This is a genomic window from Candidatus Methanoperedens sp., from assembly GCA_012026795.1.
GTDB lineage: Archaea > Halobacteriota > Methanosarcinia > Methanosarcinales > Methanoperedenaceae > Methanoperedens.
Genome location: VEPM01000046.1, coordinates 1 through 20,723, shown reverse-complemented (window position 1 = coordinate 20,723; position 20,723 = coordinate 1). Strand labels below are relative to the sequence as shown.

Below are 20,723 nucleotides of genomic sequence, written 5' to 3'. Positions count from 1 at the left end.
TGATGAATCTCAGAGAAATTCACAGGAAGATATTGGCACTTATGGGCTCAAATTATGAAAAAATGTATTTGTGTTAGGGGGTATGCGGAATGTGGGATACACATAACAAGGTGATTAATCCGCCCAACAATCCAAAACTTGGGACTGATTTTCTTGACGTATTATTGGATGGCGGCATACTCTTATTTTCAGGTTGAAGCGTGCTCTTATTTGGATTTCCTGTACTGGATGGATGATTTCTCCCAAAACGAACCTGACAGGAACTTCATGGACTCCCCTCTTTTTTGCTTCTTCATCAACTAATCCATATATTTCATCCAGCAGTGGTTTCTCAACAGTTAAGCTTTGATTAATTATTACCACAAAATACCCATCGAGTTCAGTACCAAAACCTATCAGAGGCCCTTTTGGATTACCGAGGATGTAATGATGTTTAAAAGGTCTGACATGATCGTAAGATGGTTCTGTTTTTAATAATTCCTTTTGGAATTTTGAAAGTTCCTAAATATTCAAACCCTGGCAATTGAGTTTTCTCTCCTTAACCTTTTCTATTACCCTATCAGCCATACCCCCTGAGGCAAAAACCGCTACATCCAGGCCGCGAAGTGCTGCCAGCATTGTTGATTGTATCACATCGAACTCGAAATCGCATTTTATTTCCATCTTATTCATCAGAGCTTTTGCTGAGGTACCCATTGCTCCTATCTTTTGTTTCTTATTCTTATCAAGAAAATCATGAATTTTATCTATATCTGCCGCTCTTGATCCGCCTTCAATGACAGCAGGAACCCTGATAACAGTGATTTTTCCCTCATGATACTGCAAATCCCCCACAACATCCTTTACTGCAATGTCTTCACCTTTATTCCCATTAAACATCGCAATTCCGGTCACACCATCAGAACCTCTGTCCGCAACAAGCATCCCCTCCCTGATCTCAAGTGATACTTTATCCCCGGTCTTAAGATCACATCCTGCGATCGCACACCTGATATTCATTACTTTTACACTTTCCATGGATTCCATAAAATCAAGAACAGAAAGCGGAACCTCACCTTTTGAAATTCCCCTTGCCCTGAATTCGCGATAGGTCTGGACGATCACAGGCTGCCTCAACCCTGCATCAGAGATGATTTTTTCATCTGAAAAAATATGCTTCGGGATACCTGACCTGAAAACTTTTCCTTTATTAAGTATATAAATGCGGTCTGCCCAGGAAGCTGCAAGGTCAGAATCATGAGTGGAAATGATAATGGTTTTTCCTTCGTCGTTAAGCTCTTCAAGTATCCCAAGCGTATCGTTGATACCTCCAGCATCCATGCCGGACGTCGGTTCATCAAGGACAAGGACATCAGGTTCCATTGCAACAACCCCTGCTATCGCGACCCTTTTTTTCTGGCCTGCGCTCAGGCTGGCCGGATTTTTTTTTGCCAGAGCCTCGATATCAAACCTGTGCAGCACATAAGAAACGCGTTTCTTAACTTCATCCTGAGATAATCTTAAGTTACGGGGACCAAATGCAATATCCTCAAAAACTGAGGGCGCAAATAACTGGTTATCAGATTCCTGGAAAACAAGACCGACCCTTCTTCGTACCTCATCGATATCGGTTTTATTTATATTCTCACCGAAAATCCGGACTTCGCCTTTTGCTGGCATTACCAGTCCGTTAAAATGATAGAATAACGTGGTTTTCCCGCTGCCATTCGGGCCAAGAACCGCGATTTTCTCCCCGGCATGTACTTCAAAATCCACACCAGACAGGGCCGGTGTCCCATCCGCATAAACATATTCAAGTCCTATCGTCTGTATAGCTATCATAATCTCACAACATCCTGTCTATTCCAAGAAGTATCAGGATCCCGGATGCAAAAACAAAACCCATAAGCAGGTCATTACGATTTAATGGCTGCTGGCCAGCAAAATTCTGATCGGGTTTCCAGCCCCTTGATAACATTGCCCTGTAGACTATTTCTGACCTGACAAGTGCTCGTGAAATAAGCGCTCCTGATATTGAGGCGACATCATGCATTTTCTCCTTGAATCCTGATCGTTTTGAAAAGCTGCAGCGTGATTCCTGTGCCCATTTCATTTTTTTTGCTTCAGTTGAAAATGCTTTAATATACCTGCTCATCAATGAAGAAATATCAATCATTGTACCCGGTACCCTGTACCAGCGCATGGTTTCTGTAATCTCATTTTCAGGAATGTTTGACAGAAAAAGGATTGCCAGGGAAGCCGCTGCTGTCACTCTTGCAAATATCAGGAATCCGGAATCTAACCCTTCGACGTATAATGGAATTCCGTAATTTATCTTATTTGCTCCATAGGTCAACCCCTGGATCACGAGGATAAAAAAAGCCAGGATGACAGGGAAAATCATTTTCCTGCCATATTTTTGAAAATTTTTTAATTTCAACGCAAAAAGAGTGCAGATGCCTGTAATTCCCAGTAAAAAATACCAGTGTTTCATCAGTGTAATTGAAATTATCAGGATGAACAAAAAGAGGATTTTTATCCTGGGATCCACTACTTTCCCTTTGTTGCCAGATGCAGATCTTTTTATCCTGAGATACCTGCCAATAATTACCGAAATAAAAAATGTGATCGTTATTATGATCCCATTTAACGGGTCAGTTGTAAGCCATTCAAGCATCAGTTCTTCCTCCTTAATTCACTCCAGAAATATCCCGTAAAAAGACCGCCTGTTATGCCAACCAGGGCAAAACCCAGTGGTTCCCCGATGACAGACATTAATCTGGCTCCGATCCCGCCAGGTGATGCAGCGGGTGCGGCCCTTGATTCGACTGTGCTATCAGTTCCTGCCATATTTGCACCGCTAAGATATCCGGCATATGCGCCTATCGCAATAATTGAAGTAATTGAAACCATAAGCAGCAGGGCGCTTATTGTGAACCTGTCCAACGGGCAGCCTGACTGGATATTTTCCATGCTTCCTGTTTCTGATATATATTTTATAACATAAGCTGTGAATGCAAATTCAGCAAATGCAAGCGGGAGTTGTGTGGGAATAAATCCAAGTGAATACAATTTCCAGTAATAAATGACATCTTCCGGATTCAGGGAAAGGGCAAGTTGCAAAGCAGTTGCCATATATGTGAGAATACTTCCGACAAGCCCTGCCGCCCCTGCGCAAATCCATAAAGGAGAGATATTTTTGAGGAGCCTGTAAACAAAATAGCCTCCAAAAGCTCCTACTATTCCCATTGAAAAAGTATTTGCACCGATTGTAGTAAGCCCGCCATGCGCGATAAAGGCCTGGAAGAACAGCGCGATCGCGCTTATTACCACCGCTGCAAACGGGCCGATAATGATAGAAGCAAGGGGCGTTCCTACCGGGTGTGATGAAGAACCAGTAACGGGAACCGGGATATGCCAGACTGAAATTACGAATACAACAGCGCCTATCAGGGATAACCGCGGGAGATATACAGGGTCAGCTTTAATGCGCTTATTGATTATCCGAAGGCCAAGCGCGATAAATAAGATTGATACCACATACCAGAAAAAAATCCATTCCGGCTCAAGAATCCCATCCGAGATATGCAAGTTCATCTCCTCTTAATCAAGTAAATTTGTTTTCACTAAAGTTTACTTGATATAAATAGTTGATGACTCAATCGCAATTTCGGATTAAATCTTCTTTACGTTTCCTGACTCACACGTAGGACATTTTACCCTTTTCCCGATCCCGCGGAACTGGGAATTGCAATCGCTGCATTTATACTGGTCAAATACAAGATCTCCTTCCTCAACTTCTACATTGACTGATGAATCTGCAAAGCACATATTTTTCACCTCTCTTACTTTTTGTTTCGTTGATTTTTTATTTAATAGATATTAAGCATGATAATATTCAGTGGCTGTGCGCTGCTGTACGGGTGAGCCGCAGGGTTCTGCACCCGGGACTCCAACCGCATCCGCGCGGCACTGCCTGCACAGCCGGAACTGCGGCAGGAATTCTTCCGCAATGGTTCTTGCAATGTTAAGTTCATCGCAATCCGGGGGTCTTTCCTTTTCAAACTTGTTAAGTGGTATCATGGGAATGATGTTCATTATTATTGCGCCGTTCTCTGCTGCTTTTTTTGCGATTTCCTTTATCTGGGAAAAGTTGATATCAGGAATAAGTACAGTATTGACTTTAACGTTCAGTCCGGCTTCACTTGCCTTCTTTATCCCTTCGAACTGTTTCTCGATCAGGAGTTTTGCGCCTTCCACGCCCCTATATGTTTTATCATGGTACCGGACAAAGGAATATATCTTTGCGCCGACCTCCGGGTCAACTGCGTTTATTGTTACAGTGACACTTGTTACTCCGGCCCTGACAAGGTCATCCACCCTTTCGGAGAGCATAAGCCCGTTGCTTGCCACGCATTTTATAAGTCCGGGATATTTTTCATGCACAAGACGCATGGTTTCCAGTGTATCTTCATTTGCAAGGGACTCACCGGGTCCTGCGATGCCCACGACCTTGAGATTCTGCATTTCCTTTGCATATTTATCAAGCCTCACAAGGGCTTCACGGGGATTAAGAATAGTTCCTGCAACACCCGGCCTGTGTTCGCATTTATCTAATTTGCGGATACAATAATTGCACTGTATATTACAGCGCGGCGCAACCGGCAAGTGTATCCTTGCGGTCGTGAAATGCGCTTTTTCATTATAACACGGGTGAGCGCTCGTAAGATGCGCAAATTTTGAGCCAAGGTTTCCCCAGCGTTCTTTTTTCATGTCATTCCTCACATTTATTCGTATATATACGAACTATAGATGGTGTCAATACTATTTAGGTATTTTCCCAATTGTCTTTTTATACACTTTTTCTTAATAAAGTTGCCGTAGTTCTTCGTAGCATTGCTAAAGTCACAGATATCAAAAGAATTGTTATTTATCATAATGTTTTGCTAATAGTATTAGATTTCATATAAAATAGAACACAGTTCATTTTGGAATAAAATTAGGAGCATACTAATATTTTTTAAAATAATTTAATATTAAAACAGTCCCAGCGCTTCACGGAAGCCGATGCAACCTCCTTAAAGCGATAAACACAAACCGCAGATGCACACAGATGAATGCAGATTTAATGCTACGCTTTCAGATAATCAGTTCTAAATATAAATAAATTACTTTCTATATTTTCAAAGTTTCGGCGCTCCATAAAAAGGAGATGTTGACACACAGAACAGAAAAAACCACAGAGTCCCCAGAGGACACAGAGAAAACAACAAAGCCCATCAAAAAACGATGGAACACAGATGCTGCGGATACGTACATAGTTTTCTTCCATAATAATAAATTTATACACAATTGGTTATAATAATCCCTGGCGCCTCTCTGACCCCCACGCAACCATTATAAAAATAAATCCTGCTCATCACTATATTTATCTACCTCCAGCATAAAATAGCAACCTGTGCTCTCCGAACACCTGATCTACTCTACAGCAATCGCCATAATCGCCGGGATGCTCTGGTATAAGCGTACAGGCAGGGACGCATCATGGATCATCATAGCCAGCGCCTTTGCACCTGATTTTGATATAGTCGCCGGAGAGCTATTCAGGAAATTGGATCTGAATGTCCAGATCGATGGCTCTGCCATTAACCTTGGGGATTTCCACAACATAGCCTTCCTGCTGCTCTTCGCCTCCGGGGCGGCGCTGGTGCTGAGGCTGGCGGGCATGAGGTTCGGGGATTCATTCCTGTTCGCAGGGATCGGATTCGGGGCGTGTAAGCCGAAGAATGAGCGGTTTTCGGCCAACAATATCGCTTTCTGTGGCCGGGGGAGACCCAGAGGTGGGGGGTTAGAAGCAATTTAGCGCACAATATATGTTAAATGTGATAACGAAAACGAACCGCAGATTTAATGCTATGTTATGTTTCAATAGTTCCTGAAGCGGATTATGCAGCTAATCGAGGATGAGAAATGAGTAATATTTTTATACGATTGAATACAATTTGTATTCGATGCTTGAAAAACTGTTTACCTCAAAAACAAGGGTAAAGTTACTTACCCTTTTTCTCCTTAACCCGGAAACTAAGTTGTATGTCAGGGAAATCGCAAGAAAAACAGGCGAGAACACGAATGCAATCAGAAGAGAGCTCCAGAATCTGAACGATATCGGTCTGCTCTTAAGTGAAAAGAAAGGAAATTTAAAATATTATTCAACAAATAAAAAGATGCCAATTTATATAGAATTAACGAATATCGTCCTGAAAACCGAGGGAGTTGGGAGAACTCTCTCCGAGAATCTGGACATGCTTGGTAATATTGAAACGGCCTTCATCTATGGATCATTTGCCAGTGGCAATGCTGGAGGTAAAAGCGATATTGATCTTTTCATAATCGGGAAAGTACATGAAGATGAACTTATACTTTGCATAGAAAAACTCGAAAAAGAACTCTACCGCGAGATAAACTATGTTATTTTCACCCCTGCTGAGTTCATTCAGAGGATAAAGAATAATGATCCTTTTATAAAGAATGTACTTAGTGAGAAAAGAGTAATGCTGATAGGTGATTTGAATGAGCATTGATGAACTTGAAAGATCTGGTATCATAAAGAAACTGCCAACTGACAGGAAAAAGATAAATGACTCACTTGATCTGGCAAGACGCGATATGAATATTGCAAGGAATGTGCTTGATGAAAATTGTGACTGGGCTTTTTCTATTGCCTACAATTCAATACTTCAATCTGTCCGTGCCCTTATGTTTTCAAAAGGATACCGCCCATCTTCGGATTCAGGTCATGTTTCAGCAGTCAGGTTTGCGAGGCTCTTCTTAAAGGAAGAGGATGTGATATCCTTTGATCGGATGAGAAGGAAAAGACATACAGCGGTATATGATACTGTCGGGTCGATCTCCAGAGCTGAAGCTGAAAATGCCCTTTTACGGGCAAAAAAGTTTATTATGGAAGTTGAAATGCTGATAAAAGATAATTGAAAAAGATACAGATTCTTCTTCCATGATGATATATTTATACAGTATATATCATATAAATCTGGGCGCCTCGCCAAACCCCCATGCAGCCATTATGCAAATAAATCCTTCTCATCACTATATTTATCTACCTCCAGCATAAAATAGCAACCTGTGCTCTCCGAACACCTTATCTATTCAACAGCCATCGCCATAATCGCCGGGATGCTCTGGTATAAGCGTACAGGCAGGGACCCATCCTGGATCATCATAGCCAGCGCCTTTGCACCTGATTTTGATATAGTCGCCGGAGAGCTATTCAGGAAATTGGATCTGAATGTCCTGATCGATGGCTCTGCCATTAGCCTTGGGGATTTCCACAACATAGCTTTCCTGCTGCTTTTCACCACAGCGGCGGCGCTGGTGCTAAGGCTGGCGGGCATGAGGTTCGGGGATTCATTCCTGTTCGCAGGGATCGGATTCGGGGCGTGTAAGCCGAAGAATGGGCGGTTTTTCGGCTATGGATATCGCCAATAGTGGATTGCAGGCAATGCGAGATAAGGATGGGGGGTCATGCATAAATATTAAGGTTGGTGATGAATATTAGACATACAATAATTTATTGAAAGTGTGGTTCATGCGGATTAAAGAAATCTTGTGGATTGAGAGGTTTGTAACCAAAATCAGAAAGAAGCATAATGTCACAAATGAAGAAGTGGAAGATGCTTTGCATTCAGATGCACTATTTCGTCGGGCAAAAAAGGGCAAAGTCAATGGAGAGGATGTGTATGTTGCATATGGACGAACAGATGCAGGTAGATATCTTTTTATAGTTTTCGTATATAAATCATATAATACCGGATTGATAATATCTGCGAGAGATATGACAGACAAAGAACGGAAATATTACTATGCCAAAAAAACTTAAGAAAATACCTGAAGAATTCAAAACGTACGAGGAAGCCGCAGATTTCTGGGATACTCATGATAGCACAGACTACCTTGATAATCTTGAGGAAATTGAAGTGGAAGTAGATGTTCAAAAGAAACACTATCTGTTAGAGGTAGATATGCAAATTGCGGAGATACTTCAGGAAAGTGCCAGGAAAAAAGGGATATCTGCAAGCTCTCTGGCAAATGAACTCCTTTACAAACAACTTGCAGAAGTAGTTTAAGAGTTTATACTTTACAATTTTATTACACTGTCGGGGGCGCCGATCAGAAGCCGTGACAACCTCCTTAAAGCGATAAACACAAACCGCAGATGCACGCAGATAAACGCAGATTGATTACATTGATATTATATAAATGTATTTTTGGCGCTTCGTGGAAGCCAATTAACCTGAAAGCACACAAAAACCGGAACATTCACAATTATCTTAATATTCATTCCCATTAATAATACACTGAATAATGCTATTCGAACACCTGATCTACTCTACAGCCATCGCAATCATAGCCGGGATGCTCTGGTATAAGCGCACAGGCAGGGACCCATCCTGGATCATCATAGCCAGCGCCTTTGCACCTGATTTTGATATAGTCGCCGGAGAGCTATTCAGGAAATTTGATCTGAATGTCCTGGTCGATGGCTCTACCATTAGCCACGGGGATTTCCACAACATAGCTTTCCTGCTTCTTTTCGCCTTCGGGGCGGCGCTGGTACTGAGGCTGGCGGGCATGAGGTTCGGGGATTCATTCCTGTTCGCAGGGATCGGATTCGGGGCGCACATGTTCGAAGATGCGCTGGTGTTCAAGCCGTTTTATGCTTTTTTCTGGCCGATATCTGGACAAAAATTCGGGATAGGGTTATTAGATTATAAGCCTGATTTTTATGGGATAGCAAATATGGATGTATTGATTGTAGGAGTGATCTTAATGGTCTTATGCGGGGGGATAAGATATTTTTATGAAGGGAAGAATGGCATCATGAGGATTGCGAGGACAGTTGGCATTGCAGTTGCAATTATGATATTAATGGTACCTGTGTTTGTGGCTTTTGATATTAATGTGATGGAAACAATAAATAATAATTCTCCTGCGGGTTTCATAGATAAATGGTCGTTCACGCAAAATGCATCGTGGGATTCCACGGTTTTTCATTCAGGCAATCATTCAGCGAAGATCCAGATTGAGGGAAATGAAAGCAAGATTTCAGGGGTGTGGATTAGCGATCGAATTTCAGTAAAGCCCAACACAACTTACATTTTATCAGTATGGGGTAAAGTAGAAAGGATTGGTGGGAACAATTCACCTGCTGTCAGGATAGTGGAAAATGATGGGGAAAAAGAGTGGTCAAGACAGACCAATATTATTTTTGACAAAGGTATGAATAATTGGGTGCAGAAACAGTCAATATTTAAAACTCAAAAGAATGCAAGCAGAGTCTTTGTATATGCTATTTTATATGATGGTTATGGAGCTTTCTGGTTTGATGATGTGGAACTTTATGAAGAGGGCAACACCAATAATTTAATGCCTAATAATGGACTTGAGGAAGAAGTGAAGAGTAATTTGATACCCAATTTTTTTTAAATATTATTACCTAATATGCTCCAAAAACTTAAAAACTATTACCGAGATCCCCTCTATAAAAATTCATTATACATCATGCTAAACTCCGTAACAGGAGCACTATTCGGCTTTATCTTCTGGATGATAGCTGCACGATATTATTCTTCATGGGATGTTGGACTTGCCACAGCTCTTATTTCATCCGCTGGGATTATCGTAAACTTGTCGAGTTTTGGTCTTAATACCGGAATCATCAGGTTTTTGCCAGGTAGCACTGAAAAAACGCAGCTTTTCAGTTCTATCTGGATAGTTTCAATAGCTGGCGCACTGATTTTTGGCTTCATTTTCCTTATTGGTATCGACATATTTTCCCCGCAAATGAAGTTTTTGATGAATCCATTAGTTATTGTGATATTTATATTATTACTAATATTTCAAATGAGTTCAGGTCTTTTCAATAACGCCCTCCTTGCTCTTCGAAAAGCGGAATATTCGTTTGCACAAAACATGGGCCTTGGGCTGCGGATAATCCTGTTGATCCCTCTAACATTTGCAGGAGTATTGGGAATTTTCGGAAGCCTTGGAATCGCATTTTTTGCCTCATTCGGCATTGGCCTATTCCTGCTATACAGAATGAATATCTTAATAAAACCTGTTCTTAAAAAAAATCTGCTGAATGATGTATTTCATTTCTCACTTGCCAATTATATTGCTGATTTTCTAGTAATGGCAGAGTCAGCTATCCTCCCCATACTGATTCTTAACGTCATCGGAGCTAAGGAAGCGGCATATTTCTATGTGGCCTTTTCTATCGCAGGTCTGCTCTATGCAGTGCCAAACGCTTTGTTTATTTCGATGTTCATAGAAGGAAGCCATGGCATGCCTCTTCGAAAGAATATGATAAAGGCTCTTGCAGCTGCGGGAGTGATTATGATCCCTGTGGGCATTGTGATATTCTTTTTTGGGGATATTCTTCTTAATCTTTTCAGCAGGGAATATTCCCAGAACGCATATGAGATCCTGAAACTGCTTGTGCTCTCTTCTTTTTTTGTAGTTTTTAATGCCCTTTTCATATGCGTCGAAAGAATTCGGAAGAATATCAAGCCCATAATCGTGATAAACGCGGTTCTCTTTGCTGTAACTGTGATTGCAAGCTATTTTTTTATGCAGCATTATGGCGTCATGGGCGTGGGTATGGGATGGATAGCGGGACAGGGTGTATCTTCGATTGTAGCGGGAGGGATTGCATGGATTGAGAGACGGGATTAGGATCAACGATGTTTTCATACCCACATTACGTAACCATAAATTTTGAATGGACCCTTCGAATGGACATATCTAACCAAGAAACGAGGAAAATATGACTTTGAAAAGCAAACTAACAAGAATCTACCAAGAAAAAATTTTTAGAAATGCATATTTCAACACTATTAAGAAAGAACTTTATAATTGTGATGAAGTTTTAGATCTTGGCTGTGGTCGAAACTCGGCAATTCAATATTGCACCATACACTTTTCGGTTGGGGTTGAAATCTTTGAACCTGACTTAGAAGAAAGTAAAAAGAAAAGACTTCATAATCAATATATAAAAGCAGATATTACAAAAATCGAATTTAAACCAGAATCATTTGATGCGGTTGTAGCTTTAAATGTATTAGAACATTTATCAATTGAAGAAGGAGTGATTCTAATTGAAAAAATGAAAAAATGGACACGAAAGAAAATTGTAATATCCACTCCAAATGGCTATGTATTTCAAGATGAATATGACAATAACCCACAACAAAAGCACAAATCTGGTTGGAGTGTTGAACAATTAGAAAAAACAGGATTTAAATCTGTGGGATGTTCTGGATGGAAACAACTTAAAGGTTATAAAGGAACAATAAAATATAAACCCCGTTTATTTTGGATTATAATTTCAGATATGAGTCAAAAGATAGTTTATAATTTTCCAAAGTTAGCATTTGAGATTATAGGCATCTGGAAAAAGAATAATGACTAAATTTCAGTCATTTATAATTTTAATTCAGTAGCGGGATATTTTATAAATTTCCACATTTCCATTTACATAAACTTTTAATAACGATATAGTTTTTTGATATTCAGAATACAATTCATTCGAAACTTTAAAATATTGGCCCCCTCCTTCGCGACTGTATATACGTTGCCTATCTATGTCCTCAAAATAGAAGAATGAATAATCATTAGGCTTTCTGAAGCCATCTATATAAAATTGAGTATCAATATTAATTGTTTTACCCTTGAGATAAAGAAATGCCATGTTTAAGTAATGATTCCCAATTATATTTCCAAAAGTATCAAAATTTGATACTGATATTTTTTCATACACTGTTGTATATTGGCGCCATTCTCCCATCGAATATCTGGGCTCAGCCGATTTATTATATACATCGGGATAATAACCAGAAATATTAATTATAATAAATACAATCATTAGGTACGATAATTTAGTATGGTGTTTCGAGCTAACAATGGCGTATGATACGGCCAATAACATAAATGGCCAGATAAATATTGTAAAACGTAAGAATTCTATTTTCAAAGAATAAGCAATGAATGACCAAACAATCAAGAAGCAACTAAAGACACATAAAAACACACTATAAAAATTTGTTATGGCCTTTTGGCTTCTAAGGATTAAAAAACCAAATATTAAGCCCATAATTCCCTGCCCATATAGGAATATCCTCCAATTTAAAGGGGTGCTTGTTCCTGTTCCTATAGGTTGTCCAGTCGCAGAGCCACTCATAATAGTAACAGTGGAGTGCAACAAATTCTGGCTCCAATTGCTTATGAATAGGAAATATGCAGCAATGGAAATTAATAATAATAAAATGAAAGTAATGCTTTTTGGTCTAATATTGTCAATTTGTATTTTTTTCACGGTGCATAATGACTTTAACGAAAACGTTTTCGTAATCCATATTAATCTGTATACAACTAAATAAAAGATAAGAAATGCAGCCAATACAACGGGAGCAAGAGGGTGTGCAAAAAGCAAGGTAAAACAAGAGAGGATAACCAATCCAGTGAATTGAATTTTTGGTATTTCAGCATTTCGAAAAATCAAAAATAAAATGAGAAAAAAAAGTGCAATCGACAAAGGCACTCTTCCAAATCCTGTAACTATTGTATAATAAAATAAAAATATAAATGATAAGCCAGACAAAAGACTGACTTGATTGTTCTTAAATATGTACCTCCCAAACATTAGGTAAAATAAAAGAGCCATACCATGCATCAATAATCCCATCCATCTTGCTATATTCACAAGTTCTACACCAGTAATTTGTGATAAAATAGCACCAAAAAAATGAATCGCAGGGTATGGGCCTACGGTGCCTAAAATATCAGGATTCCAACCAGCTTCAATTATATTTAGTGTAGCGCGTAACTCAAAGCTAGAATCTAGCCAGTAAAGATTGTTCATGCCTGCATTGGTGATAGAGATAAGTTGCAGAGAACCAAATAAGACAACAATTTCAGCATAAATAATCTTCAATTCACTTTTATCTGTTGTACAGTTTATTTGTAAAATGATCAAGATAGCAGCTGAGAGTGTGATAGACCAGAAAACAAAATAATTGGAGCCGTCCATGAATAGGTATACAATTAACAACGTCCATGAAACTGAGAACAAGGTGCTCAATATCAAAAATTTTCTTGAAAGCATAACATCACATTGACAAAATTTTTTCTTTGTAAATTACTATTATCTCAATTTTTTTACTATTTCAACATCTTCGGGAAGTGACTTGGGGTCGATATGCCATTTGATTGCCATTATAATTGAATTAAGGCATTTTTTCCTATCTGGCGACACCAAGATAAAAAAGGGTATGTGAACAAATATAAAGGGCAATAGAGCGATAACAAATTCATGTTGTTCATAGTTCTTTCTGACTAATAACAAATAATTTCTTAAATAGAAATAGACATTTAGCGGTCCAATTTTTCCGCTGGTTGAACCTCTCCTCTTATGCCAGAATTTTGCTGATGGCACATACATAATATTGTATCCACTTCTCATTAACCGAATAGCTATGTCCTTATCCTCACTACCAAAGAAATAATCTGAGTCGAAAAGGCCAATATTCAATAACGCTTTTGTCTTCAGCATTATAGCTGCTCCACATAGCATTTCAGTCTTAATATATTTTTCGCATTGTCCCGTATCAATTTCTCCACATCTATAATTTTTGCTCCTTATGAGTCCAATTTTTCCACCTGCGTAAATGATTTTCTTAGGATTAGAATAATCATATTCTTTGGGCCCCAAACCTCCTATATCGTTGTTCTGTTCTCCGACAATTACTAATTCCTTTAAGAAACCTCTATCTAGGATTGTGTCGTTGTTTAAGCATAGGACATAATCTGCTGCCCGTTCTATCGCCTTCTGAATACCCACATTAAATCCCCCTGAGAATCCTAAATTCTGCAAATTCCCTATTAAAGTTACTTCTGGGAAGGTTTCTCTGAAACATTCTATGGATCCATCCGTTGAAGCATTATCAACTATTATTATTTCAAAATTTGAATAATCTATTTTTTTTAGAGAGGTCAAACATTCGATTGTGTCCTGTTTCCCGTTCCAATTTATGATTATAATCACAACTTTTGGTACTACTGGGAGGTGTCCTATTTTTGTTGAAAGCATAATAAGTTTCCATATACTTTTAAATATTGATTAGCTATTTTGTCAAATGTATATCTACCTTCAATTGTTTTTCTTCCATTGGTGCCGATTTTTCTCCGTAATTTTTCATCAGAGAGACACAAGTAAAGATACTTCTTTAATTCACCTACATTTTCCCTCTTAAATAAAAATCCATCATACTCATGTTTTATCACATCTCTTGGACCTGGAATGTCACTTGCAATTACAGGCTTACCTGAAGCCATTGCTTCAATCATGACTATTCCAAACGATTCAAATAATGAGGGCAAAACAAAAACAGAACATTTCGACAAAAAACCTCTTAACTCATTTTTACCAACCATTGGTATAAAATGTACCCGATCAGCCATATTCTTTGATTTTACTATTTTTTTGAGTCTCATTTCGTCTGGGCCAGAACCAACAATTAATAAATCTGAATCAAAATCATTAATTAATTCAGAAAATGCTTCGATTAAATATTGTATTCCTTTTACCTTATCCAATCTCCCTGCGAATAAAATAAAATTTTCGTCACCCCTATTTGTGTATTTTTTGGCATCTACTGCGTTGGGGATTATACAGGTATTTGTAAAGCCACACTCCTGTAAATAATCTCGAATGCTGTTGGTTAATGCAATGATTGTGTCCGAACGAGACATGACTTTTTCTTCTATCCTTCTTTTAACATCAAAAAAAACATAATTTAATCGATTGCTTTCTATGGCAAAGTCTTTGTAAAATGCCATGCCATCTGGATTGTGAGTTGTAAAAGTTTTTGGTATATTTAAATTAGATGAAAAGTACGCTGAAAAACGTTCATTTAAACTTATTACATCTGGGTTGATTTGTTTAATCTTTTTGGTCACAGCTTTAGAATATAGCAATGTGCCAATTGTAGACATGATATGATGTCCACTTTTATCTTTGAGATGAGGCGTTCCGATATTGATGAATTGTATTCCGTCAACAATTGCTATTGATTCATTATCTTTAAATCCATCAAAAAGTCCTGTCACATAGACCTCGTGTCCTTTTTTAATAATTTCCTTTGAAATGCCGTATATCTGCGATTCAGCCCCACCATGCTCAAATGTATTAATAGATTTTAAACTTCCTGATGGAACAAATAATATTCTCATTGTGTTGTTTCCTTTCGTTCATTTGGATGTTTAATACCTTCATAAATTTTTTCGTAATACGTAATAATTATTTTCAAATCAAAATTATTCTCCACTAGCTTTCTCCCTTCTTCACCGAATTTCCTCATTAATCTGTCATCTATCAAAACTTTCAAAATTGCATCCTTCAACTGGTCTTTGTCACATTCGATTGTGTATCCTACATCTTCACCAATCCATTCAGATACGCCACAATTATTCGTAACTACCACAGGTTTGCCACACGCACATGCCTCCAAAACGACATTTCCAAAAGATTCGTACTTATCTTTTGATGGCAATACGAAAACATCTGCATCAACATAAGCCATAAATTTATCCGGTTCAAGGAGCGTTCCTGTAAATATTACATCATCATTAATCCATAATTTATTCACAATTTGTTTTAATTTTTGTAAATAACCCTCGTCGGGTCCAGCAATAACAAGTTTTACTTTTTCAAAATCATTTTTTAATTTACTAAATGCTTCTACAAGAATGTCAGCACCTTTTCTTTCATGTACCCTGCTCATAAATAGTATTATTTTTTCATCTGTTTTTATTGAATATTTCTTTTTAAATTGTCCTTTTTTCGGTAAATTCTGATATGTTTCCATGCTAATGCCGTTTGGTATGTGAATAACTTTTTCTTTGTCCAATTCAGGGAACACAGTACAATATTGATTAGATTCAATCCTTGAGGTCGCTATTATTTTACTTGTATCTTTAACTATAGAGTGACCGAAAAGCAAATCGAAACTTTTTTTTTGTTTGGTTTTACTGATTATTGGGATAGTCCCATGTGGTTGTAAAATATATGGTATATTATATTTTTTACTATAATAATGAACAAGTATTGCCTGAAAAGATCGATACTCATGCAAATGTATCACATCAAAATTTTTAATAGTTCTATTTAATTCAAAAGCCATTATTGGAGCCATAGCTAAGTTTTTATGAGCAAGTCTGTTACTTATATTATTAAAATGATATACTTCAATTCCATCTATTTTCATTGGATTTGTCTCATATTTAAAACGAGAACGTGCATTAAATACATCAGTAGTATATACTGTAACTTCATGCCCTTTCTTTACAAGCTCTCTTGAAATGTCGTAGGTTACCCTAGTGGGCCCACCGTATGCATACGCCGGAGGAAATGAAGATATTACTTGAAGAATTTTCATTCACACTTCTCCGAAGATGATACTTTCTTGGAAACTATTAAGCAGCATTTCCCAAAAATGTGCACATTTTTTCGTAAAAAATCACTGTGTATCATTGGAAATTCAACTGTTTCAATGCTCAATATATTGAAACCAGCTTCTTGAATCATTTTTTTCCAGCCATAAGATGAATGCGAATGCAAATGTGTTGGAGATCTCCCCATAAATATCCTGATTTTTTCAAATATACCTGGGCCACTAAACAAAAATATTCCATCATCTTCAAGAAGCTTATATATTTTCTTTAAATATTCCCCACATCTATTCATTTCAATGTGTTCTAAGACATCTAAACATGTTATATATTCAAATTTTATGTTAGCCAATGAGCTTTCCAGAATATCGATACTGCCATGTAGTATTCGAATGTGTTCATCTTTTTTAAATAATTCAGTGCATGCCTCGGCTGACTCTCCATCTACGTCAATTCCATAGATCATCTCAAATTTTTGTTTTTCTAATTTGATTAATTCCCCTGTACCTGCACCAATATCTAAAAGTGAATGACTTTTATTTATATATTTATCAATTATCCTTAGTTTTTTATAAACCAGACTATTTGGATCTAAATATTCTAGCTGTAAACTAGCATAATTCACTCTTTCATTCAACATTATTTAATCCCCTGAAAATAATATATTTTTAGCGCATATATATGAATACGCGCTCACCCTTATAAGCACAATCAAAGGGAAAAGTACCCATGAAACATCTCGATCTACAACTAATCCTTTAGCCATACCTTTTGCGCCCAAAATAATTTGCTCATAAAATATATCGCTCGCTGAAAGCTTCATCAATTGAAAACCCGTAGATGTGAAAGTCTTTGCGCCAGTAAACTGTTTTACTGCAAATTCTCCCAATGATTGCATTGTATCATGATATAATGGATCTCTGATAAAAATAACCTGATACCTGCGTTCCTTTAGCTTTTGTGCCCAATCAAAGTCCTCACCCCAATGAAGTGATCTGTTTATCCCTCCGATATCTTCGATGGATTTTTTTAAAAATAGTGCATTACCTCCACCATACAAACCTCGCTTATTCTTAATTCTATCCTCTATGATTACTCTCCATTGGTTAAAATATAATCGCACAGTTAGAGATCCGTTTGGGGGTGCAACATTTACAGGCCAGACCGTGCTAACATTATTGCTATAGTTGAAATATTTGATTGCATTTACCAACCAATTTTTATGGGGTATTATTATATCCGAATCAAATAAAGCTAATATTTGACCTGTTGAATTCTCTACACCAGTTTGTCTTGCACTCCCCAATAACCCATCATCAAAATAGATTTTTTCAGTATATTTCTTAGCGATTTCAATTGTTCGATCCTTCGAATGACCATCAACTATTATTATCTCTAATTCTGGATATTCTTGATTGATTATACTATTCAGACACTCATCTAAGGTATCTTCATTGTTCAAGGTAGGTATACAAAAAGAAACTCTTGGCAGGTCTTTAAGATTGATTATATTGCCTTTAAATTCAGAGGATGGTGGAGCAACAATTATATACTCATCTGATTCAGTTTTATTTATCTCATTTTTTTTACCAGTCATATGTCAAAACTACCTTTAAAACCGCAAATCAACTTTTTAACTTAATTCTCCATCAATCCTTTTAATCACCCTCGCAGGCACACCGCCTACAACAGCCATCCCTTCAACATTCTTAGTCACAACTGCCCCTGCACCCACAATAGCTTTTTCACCAATCCTAATCCCCGGCAATATTATTGCATTATTTCCAATAAACGCTCTTTTCTTGATCAATATAGGTGCGCTTTTCATAGCAAGACAGTGCGTCTGCCTGTATGCACCATCATGGGAGGAGATCATAACACTTGCGCCTATTGTTACATCATCTTCTATGACCACAGGAGAATACGAGCATTCAATGAATGCCCTGTTGCTTATATTGCATCCAGCACCAATATTAAGTGATTCACCAACAAGAAGAGACTGGAAACCTATGTGTGAGTTTTCACCCACAGATAACCTATTGACTTGGATAAATACCCCAGGCGCTACAAAAACACCATCAGCAATACATATATTATGAAAATCCTCTGATAAGATCAAGGAACCTGGGCCGAAATATACATTTTTCCCTATATCAGCACCAAGCATTTTAAAGACAAACTTCTTAAATGCAGATGAGGGGGAGTACATAGCAGAGCCTAATAACACTTTTTTTATCAAGCCTATCTTTTCGAGTCCTTTCCTGTCATCCCTGATATTATGATCGTTCTCCAAAAGAATTCCCTCAACCAATTTTTATATTTTTCATCATCCCAACAACCGTCTGCGCCCTGTGCCTGTACGTATGTCCTGCCAGCACCCGCTGCCGTGCTCTTTCACCAATTTGCGCTTGCTCATCATCAGAATCCAGCAGCCATTTATAAGCTTCAATTGCCTCATCTTCGCCATTGACCACGATCAATTCTTTACCCACATCGAACCATTCATCGATCCCATTGTACGGCTGGGAAACAATACATGAGCCATAGCCTGCTAACTCAAAAGGTCTTGCAGTTGATGAAGCGTAAACATTGGTATGAGACCACCGTGTGATATTTAAACTGATCTTACTTTTACAGCAGAACTCCCTGAACCCGCCATAAGAAAGATCCCCGATCAAATTTGCCGTTCCTAAATTCATTTTAAAGCCGCCACCTCCAATAGAGAAATTTAAATGTGTTAATTTTATTGATGGGTCCGTTATCATCTTTGTTATCCAATCCTCGCGATATTCACTCCCATAGCCGAAGAAAGAAACGTCGATGCTTTTTTTTACTTCAACAGGCTTAAAATAATCCGGGTCTATGGCATAATAAAGAGGATTAACATTCCTCGCTCCCATTTTTTCAAGATCAGGAATAACACCTTTTGAATTCGTGAAAAATGCATCATACTCGGAAAGATCAGCATTAACATAATAATTGAATTTGAATCCCCTGTCAACAGCATATTGGGGAAGGATCGTAGGCATATCGCCATCGAAATATGCAACTGGTATATGATATTCCTCTCGAATTCTTGAAGGTATCCCTTTGATATGGTTTAAAGGCACATTTACAAACAGTAAAGCATCAATATCCTTCTCTTTATCAAATATATTCAAAAGATGTCTTTCCCATTTGTTTTTCACATGTTTTTCTGCAAATCTGTTTATTAAAGTATCATTCTTCGCATTATGCTTCGAAAGATTGCATTGTTTTTTCTTTCTATCTAAATATGAATTATAAAGTTTGCTCTCCCATGAACATGGGTTTGGATAGGTTCTCCACCACAATGAATTAACCGGATCGCCAAGATAGGGTACAACAATAACTTCATTACCAGTTTCGTGAAGTGCTTTGAACAATTGCCACCATGACGGCGTACAGCCTAATTTATACTTCAAATCAATAGTCGAACATGCGATCAGTATTTTCAAAATGACACCGCCTTAGGTAGTGAAATATGATTTGCTGTAACTATCCCTACAAACGATTTTATTTCCTCCGGCCCTCCCTTCCACCAGTCATTGATGCTCAACGCAGTGATTTCATGCTTCCTGGATAAATATTTCACCAGCTCATGCGGTCTGTTGTGCTGTGATTTCTTCAAATCCACAATAGAGGTCAAAAGTATTTTCATCCAATCTCTCCTCAAAATCTTCCCTTAAGCTGCCCTGACCCGCTGTTCAGTACTGATAATTGCTGTAATACCACTTGTTTCAAATTTGGAACACCACCGCTGGTAAATCCAGGTTGATACTTTTTTTAATTTATTCAGGTAAACATTCCCTTATACATATACTTTTTCTAACATGTTAATGTGCATTTATCAGCATCATGAACCAATGCTTTGGCCGTACTCCGGGTCGCACCCGGTATTTTTCATGATATAGGCGGTCAAAAAATGCATATCTGCGGGCATCTGGATTTCAGAAGAAAATCAAGTATTATTTGACTGGATAAATAGGATTTGCTAATAAAATCGTATCCTGTCGATCCTGTAAATCCTTTGTGACAAGAAGTTACATCATAAATTGCCTCGTGCTGCCCCTTCCGTTTGGGGTAATCCTACTGGGGTATGCGTCTAGTAATGCTGGGGTATAAAGCCCTCAGGACAATATGGAGAAATTTGACAGTCTAAATCAAACAATCTGTTAGGATAAGAACACAATGGAGAAACTAAC

At 38.0% G+C, this 20,723-nt stretch carries 23 protein-coding genes; 9 read left to right on the top strand and 14 right to left on the bottom strand.

Annotated features, from left to right (window positions below):
* Positions 1–114 precede the first annotated feature (114 nt).
* The 5 genes from FIB07_17325 to FIB07_17305 all read right to left on the bottom strand — a co-directional run bounded on the left by FIB07_17325 (position 115) and on the right by FIB07_17305 (position 4,752).
* Positions 115–363: a hypothetical protein gene (locus FIB07_17325; protein NJD54609.1), complete on the bottom strand. Its 249-nt coding sequence runs from the start codon at positions 361–363 to the stop codon at positions 115–117.
* A 138-nt stretch (positions 364–501) separates the two neighbouring features.
* Entirely contained in the window at positions 502–1,821 is a 1,320-nt protein-coding gene (locus FIB07_17320) for an ATP-binding cassette domain-containing protein (GenBank protein NJD54608.1), read from the bottom strand.
* Between the two features lie 4 nt (positions 1,822–1,825).
* Complete coding sequence (locus FIB07_17315; protein NJD54607.1) at positions 1,826–2,656, bottom strand: hypothetical protein; 831 nt, start codon at positions 2,654–2,656, stop codon at positions 1,826–1,828.
* Positions 2,656–3,576, bottom strand: a complete 921-nt coding sequence (locus FIB07_17310; protein NJD54606.1) for an energy-coupling factor ABC transporter permease — start codon at positions 3,574–3,576, stop codon at positions 2,656–2,658. Before FIB07_17310 ends, FIB07_17315 begins: the two co-directional genes overlap by 1 nt.
* Positions 3,577–3,861: 285 nt before the next feature.
* A complete protein-coding gene (locus FIB07_17305; GenBank protein ID NJD54605.1) occupies positions 3,862–4,752 on the bottom strand; it encodes a radical SAM protein in 891 nt (296 codons plus the stop codon).
* 685 nt (positions 4,753–5,437) lie between these two features.
* On the opposite strand from FIB07_17305, the gene FIB07_17300 reads away from it, so the two are divergent.
* The 9 genes from FIB07_17300 to FIB07_17260 all read left to right on the top strand — a co-directional run bounded on the left by FIB07_17300 (position 5,438) and on the right by FIB07_17260 (position 11,464).
* Positions 5,438–5,842 (top strand): hypothetical protein, encoded by a 405-nt coding sequence (locus tag FIB07_17300; GenBank protein NJD54604.1) that lies wholly within the window; start codon positions 5,438–5,440, stop codon positions 5,840–5,842.
* Positions 5,843–5,990: 148 nt separating this feature from the next.
* The gene (locus FIB07_17295) at positions 5,991–6,560 is read left to right on the top strand and encodes an ArsR family transcriptional regulator (GenBank protein NJD54603.1); all 570 of its coding nucleotides are present in this window, start codon (positions 5,991–5,993) and stop codon (positions 6,558–6,560) included.
* The gene (locus FIB07_17290; GenBank protein NJD54602.1) at positions 6,550–6,969 is read left to right on the top strand and encodes a HEPN domain-containing protein; all 420 of its coding nucleotides are present in this window, start codon (positions 6,550–6,552) and stop codon (positions 6,967–6,969) included. Before FIB07_17295 ends, FIB07_17290 begins: the two co-directional genes overlap by 11 nt.
* A 150-nt stretch (positions 6,970–7,119) precedes the next feature.
* Positions 7,120–7,482, top strand: a complete 363-nt coding sequence (locus FIB07_17285) for a hypothetical protein (protein NJD54601.1) — start codon at positions 7,120–7,122, stop codon at positions 7,480–7,482.
* 100 nt (positions 7,483–7,582) lie between these two features.
* Positions 7,583–7,873 (top strand): BrnT family toxin, encoded by a 291-nt coding sequence (locus FIB07_17280; protein NJD54600.1) that lies wholly within the window; start codon positions 7,583–7,585, stop codon positions 7,871–7,873.
* Positions 7,857–8,120, top strand: coding sequence for a hypothetical protein (locus FIB07_17275; GenBank protein NJD54599.1), 264 nt, complete (start codon positions 7,857–7,859; stop codon positions 8,118–8,120). Before FIB07_17280 ends, FIB07_17275 begins: the two co-directional genes overlap by 17 nt.
* Positions 8,121–8,358: 238 nt before the next feature.
* On the top strand, positions 8,359–9,480 hold the full coding sequence (locus tag FIB07_17270) for a hypothetical protein (protein ID NJD54598.1): 1,122 nt from the start codon (positions 8,359–8,361) through the stop codon (positions 9,478–9,480).
* A gap of 15 nt (positions 9,481–9,495) precedes the next feature.
* Entirely contained in the window at positions 9,496–10,728 is a 1,233-nt protein-coding gene (locus FIB07_17265; protein NJD54597.1) for a lipopolysaccharide biosynthesis protein, read from the top strand.
* A gap of 91 nt (positions 10,729–10,819) precedes the next feature.
* Positions 10,820–11,464 carry a class I SAM-dependent methyltransferase gene (locus FIB07_17260; GenBank protein NJD54596.1) on the top strand — a complete coding sequence of 215 codons (645 nt, stop codon included), beginning with the start codon at positions 10,820–10,822 and terminating at the stop codon, positions 11,462–11,464.
* Between the two features lie 24 nt (positions 11,465–11,488).
* Here FIB07_17260 and FIB07_17255 read toward each other — a convergent pair whose 3' ends face one another.
* From FIB07_17255 to FIB07_17215, 9 genes are all read right to left on the bottom strand, one after another.
* Positions 11,489–13,081 (bottom strand): hypothetical protein, encoded by a 1,593-nt coding sequence (locus FIB07_17255; GenBank protein ID NJD54595.1) that lies wholly within the window; start codon positions 13,079–13,081, stop codon positions 11,489–11,491.
* A 114-nt stretch (positions 13,082–13,195) separates the two neighbouring features.
* A complete protein-coding gene (locus FIB07_17250) occupies positions 13,196–14,140 on the bottom strand; it encodes a glycosyltransferase family 2 protein (protein ID NJD54594.1) in 945 nt (314 codons plus the stop codon).
* Positions 14,122–15,282, bottom strand: coding sequence for a glycosyltransferase family 4 protein (locus FIB07_17245; protein ID NJD54593.1), 1,161 nt, complete (start codon positions 15,280–15,282; stop codon positions 14,122–14,124). Before FIB07_17245 ends, FIB07_17250 begins: the two co-directional genes overlap by 19 nt.
* Positions 15,279–16,487, bottom strand: coding sequence for a glycosyltransferase (locus tag FIB07_17240; protein NJD54592.1), 1,209 nt, complete (start codon positions 16,485–16,487; stop codon positions 15,279–15,281). The genes FIB07_17245 and FIB07_17240 overlap by 4 nt, the downstream gene beginning before the upstream one ends.
* Positions 16,484–17,140: a class I SAM-dependent methyltransferase gene (locus FIB07_17235; GenBank protein NJD54591.1), complete on the bottom strand. Its 657-nt coding sequence runs from the start codon at positions 17,138–17,140 to the stop codon at positions 16,484–16,486. The genes FIB07_17240 and FIB07_17235 overlap by 4 nt, the downstream gene beginning before the upstream one ends.
* A 3-nt stretch (positions 17,141–17,143) precedes the next feature.
* Positions 17,144–18,097 (bottom strand): glycosyltransferase, encoded by a 954-nt coding sequence (locus FIB07_17230; protein ID NJD54590.1) that lies wholly within the window; start codon positions 18,095–18,097, stop codon positions 17,144–17,146.
* A gap of 36 nt (positions 18,098–18,133) precedes the next feature.
* Complete coding sequence (locus FIB07_17225) at positions 18,134–18,793, bottom strand: acyltransferase (GenBank protein ID NJD54589.1); 660 nt, start codon at positions 18,791–18,793, stop codon at positions 18,134–18,136.
* 10 nt (positions 18,794–18,803) lie between these two features.
* Positions 18,804–19,976 carry a glycosyltransferase gene (locus FIB07_17220; GenBank protein ID NJD54588.1) on the bottom strand — a complete coding sequence of 391 codons (1,173 nt, stop codon included), beginning with the start codon at positions 19,974–19,976 and terminating at the stop codon, positions 18,804–18,806.
* Complete coding sequence (locus tag FIB07_17215; GenBank protein ID NJD54587.1) at positions 19,973–20,179, bottom strand: hypothetical protein; 207 nt, start codon at positions 20,177–20,179, stop codon at positions 19,973–19,975. Before FIB07_17215 ends, FIB07_17220 begins: the two co-directional genes overlap by 4 nt.
* Positions 20,180–20,723: the final 544 nt, after the last annotated feature.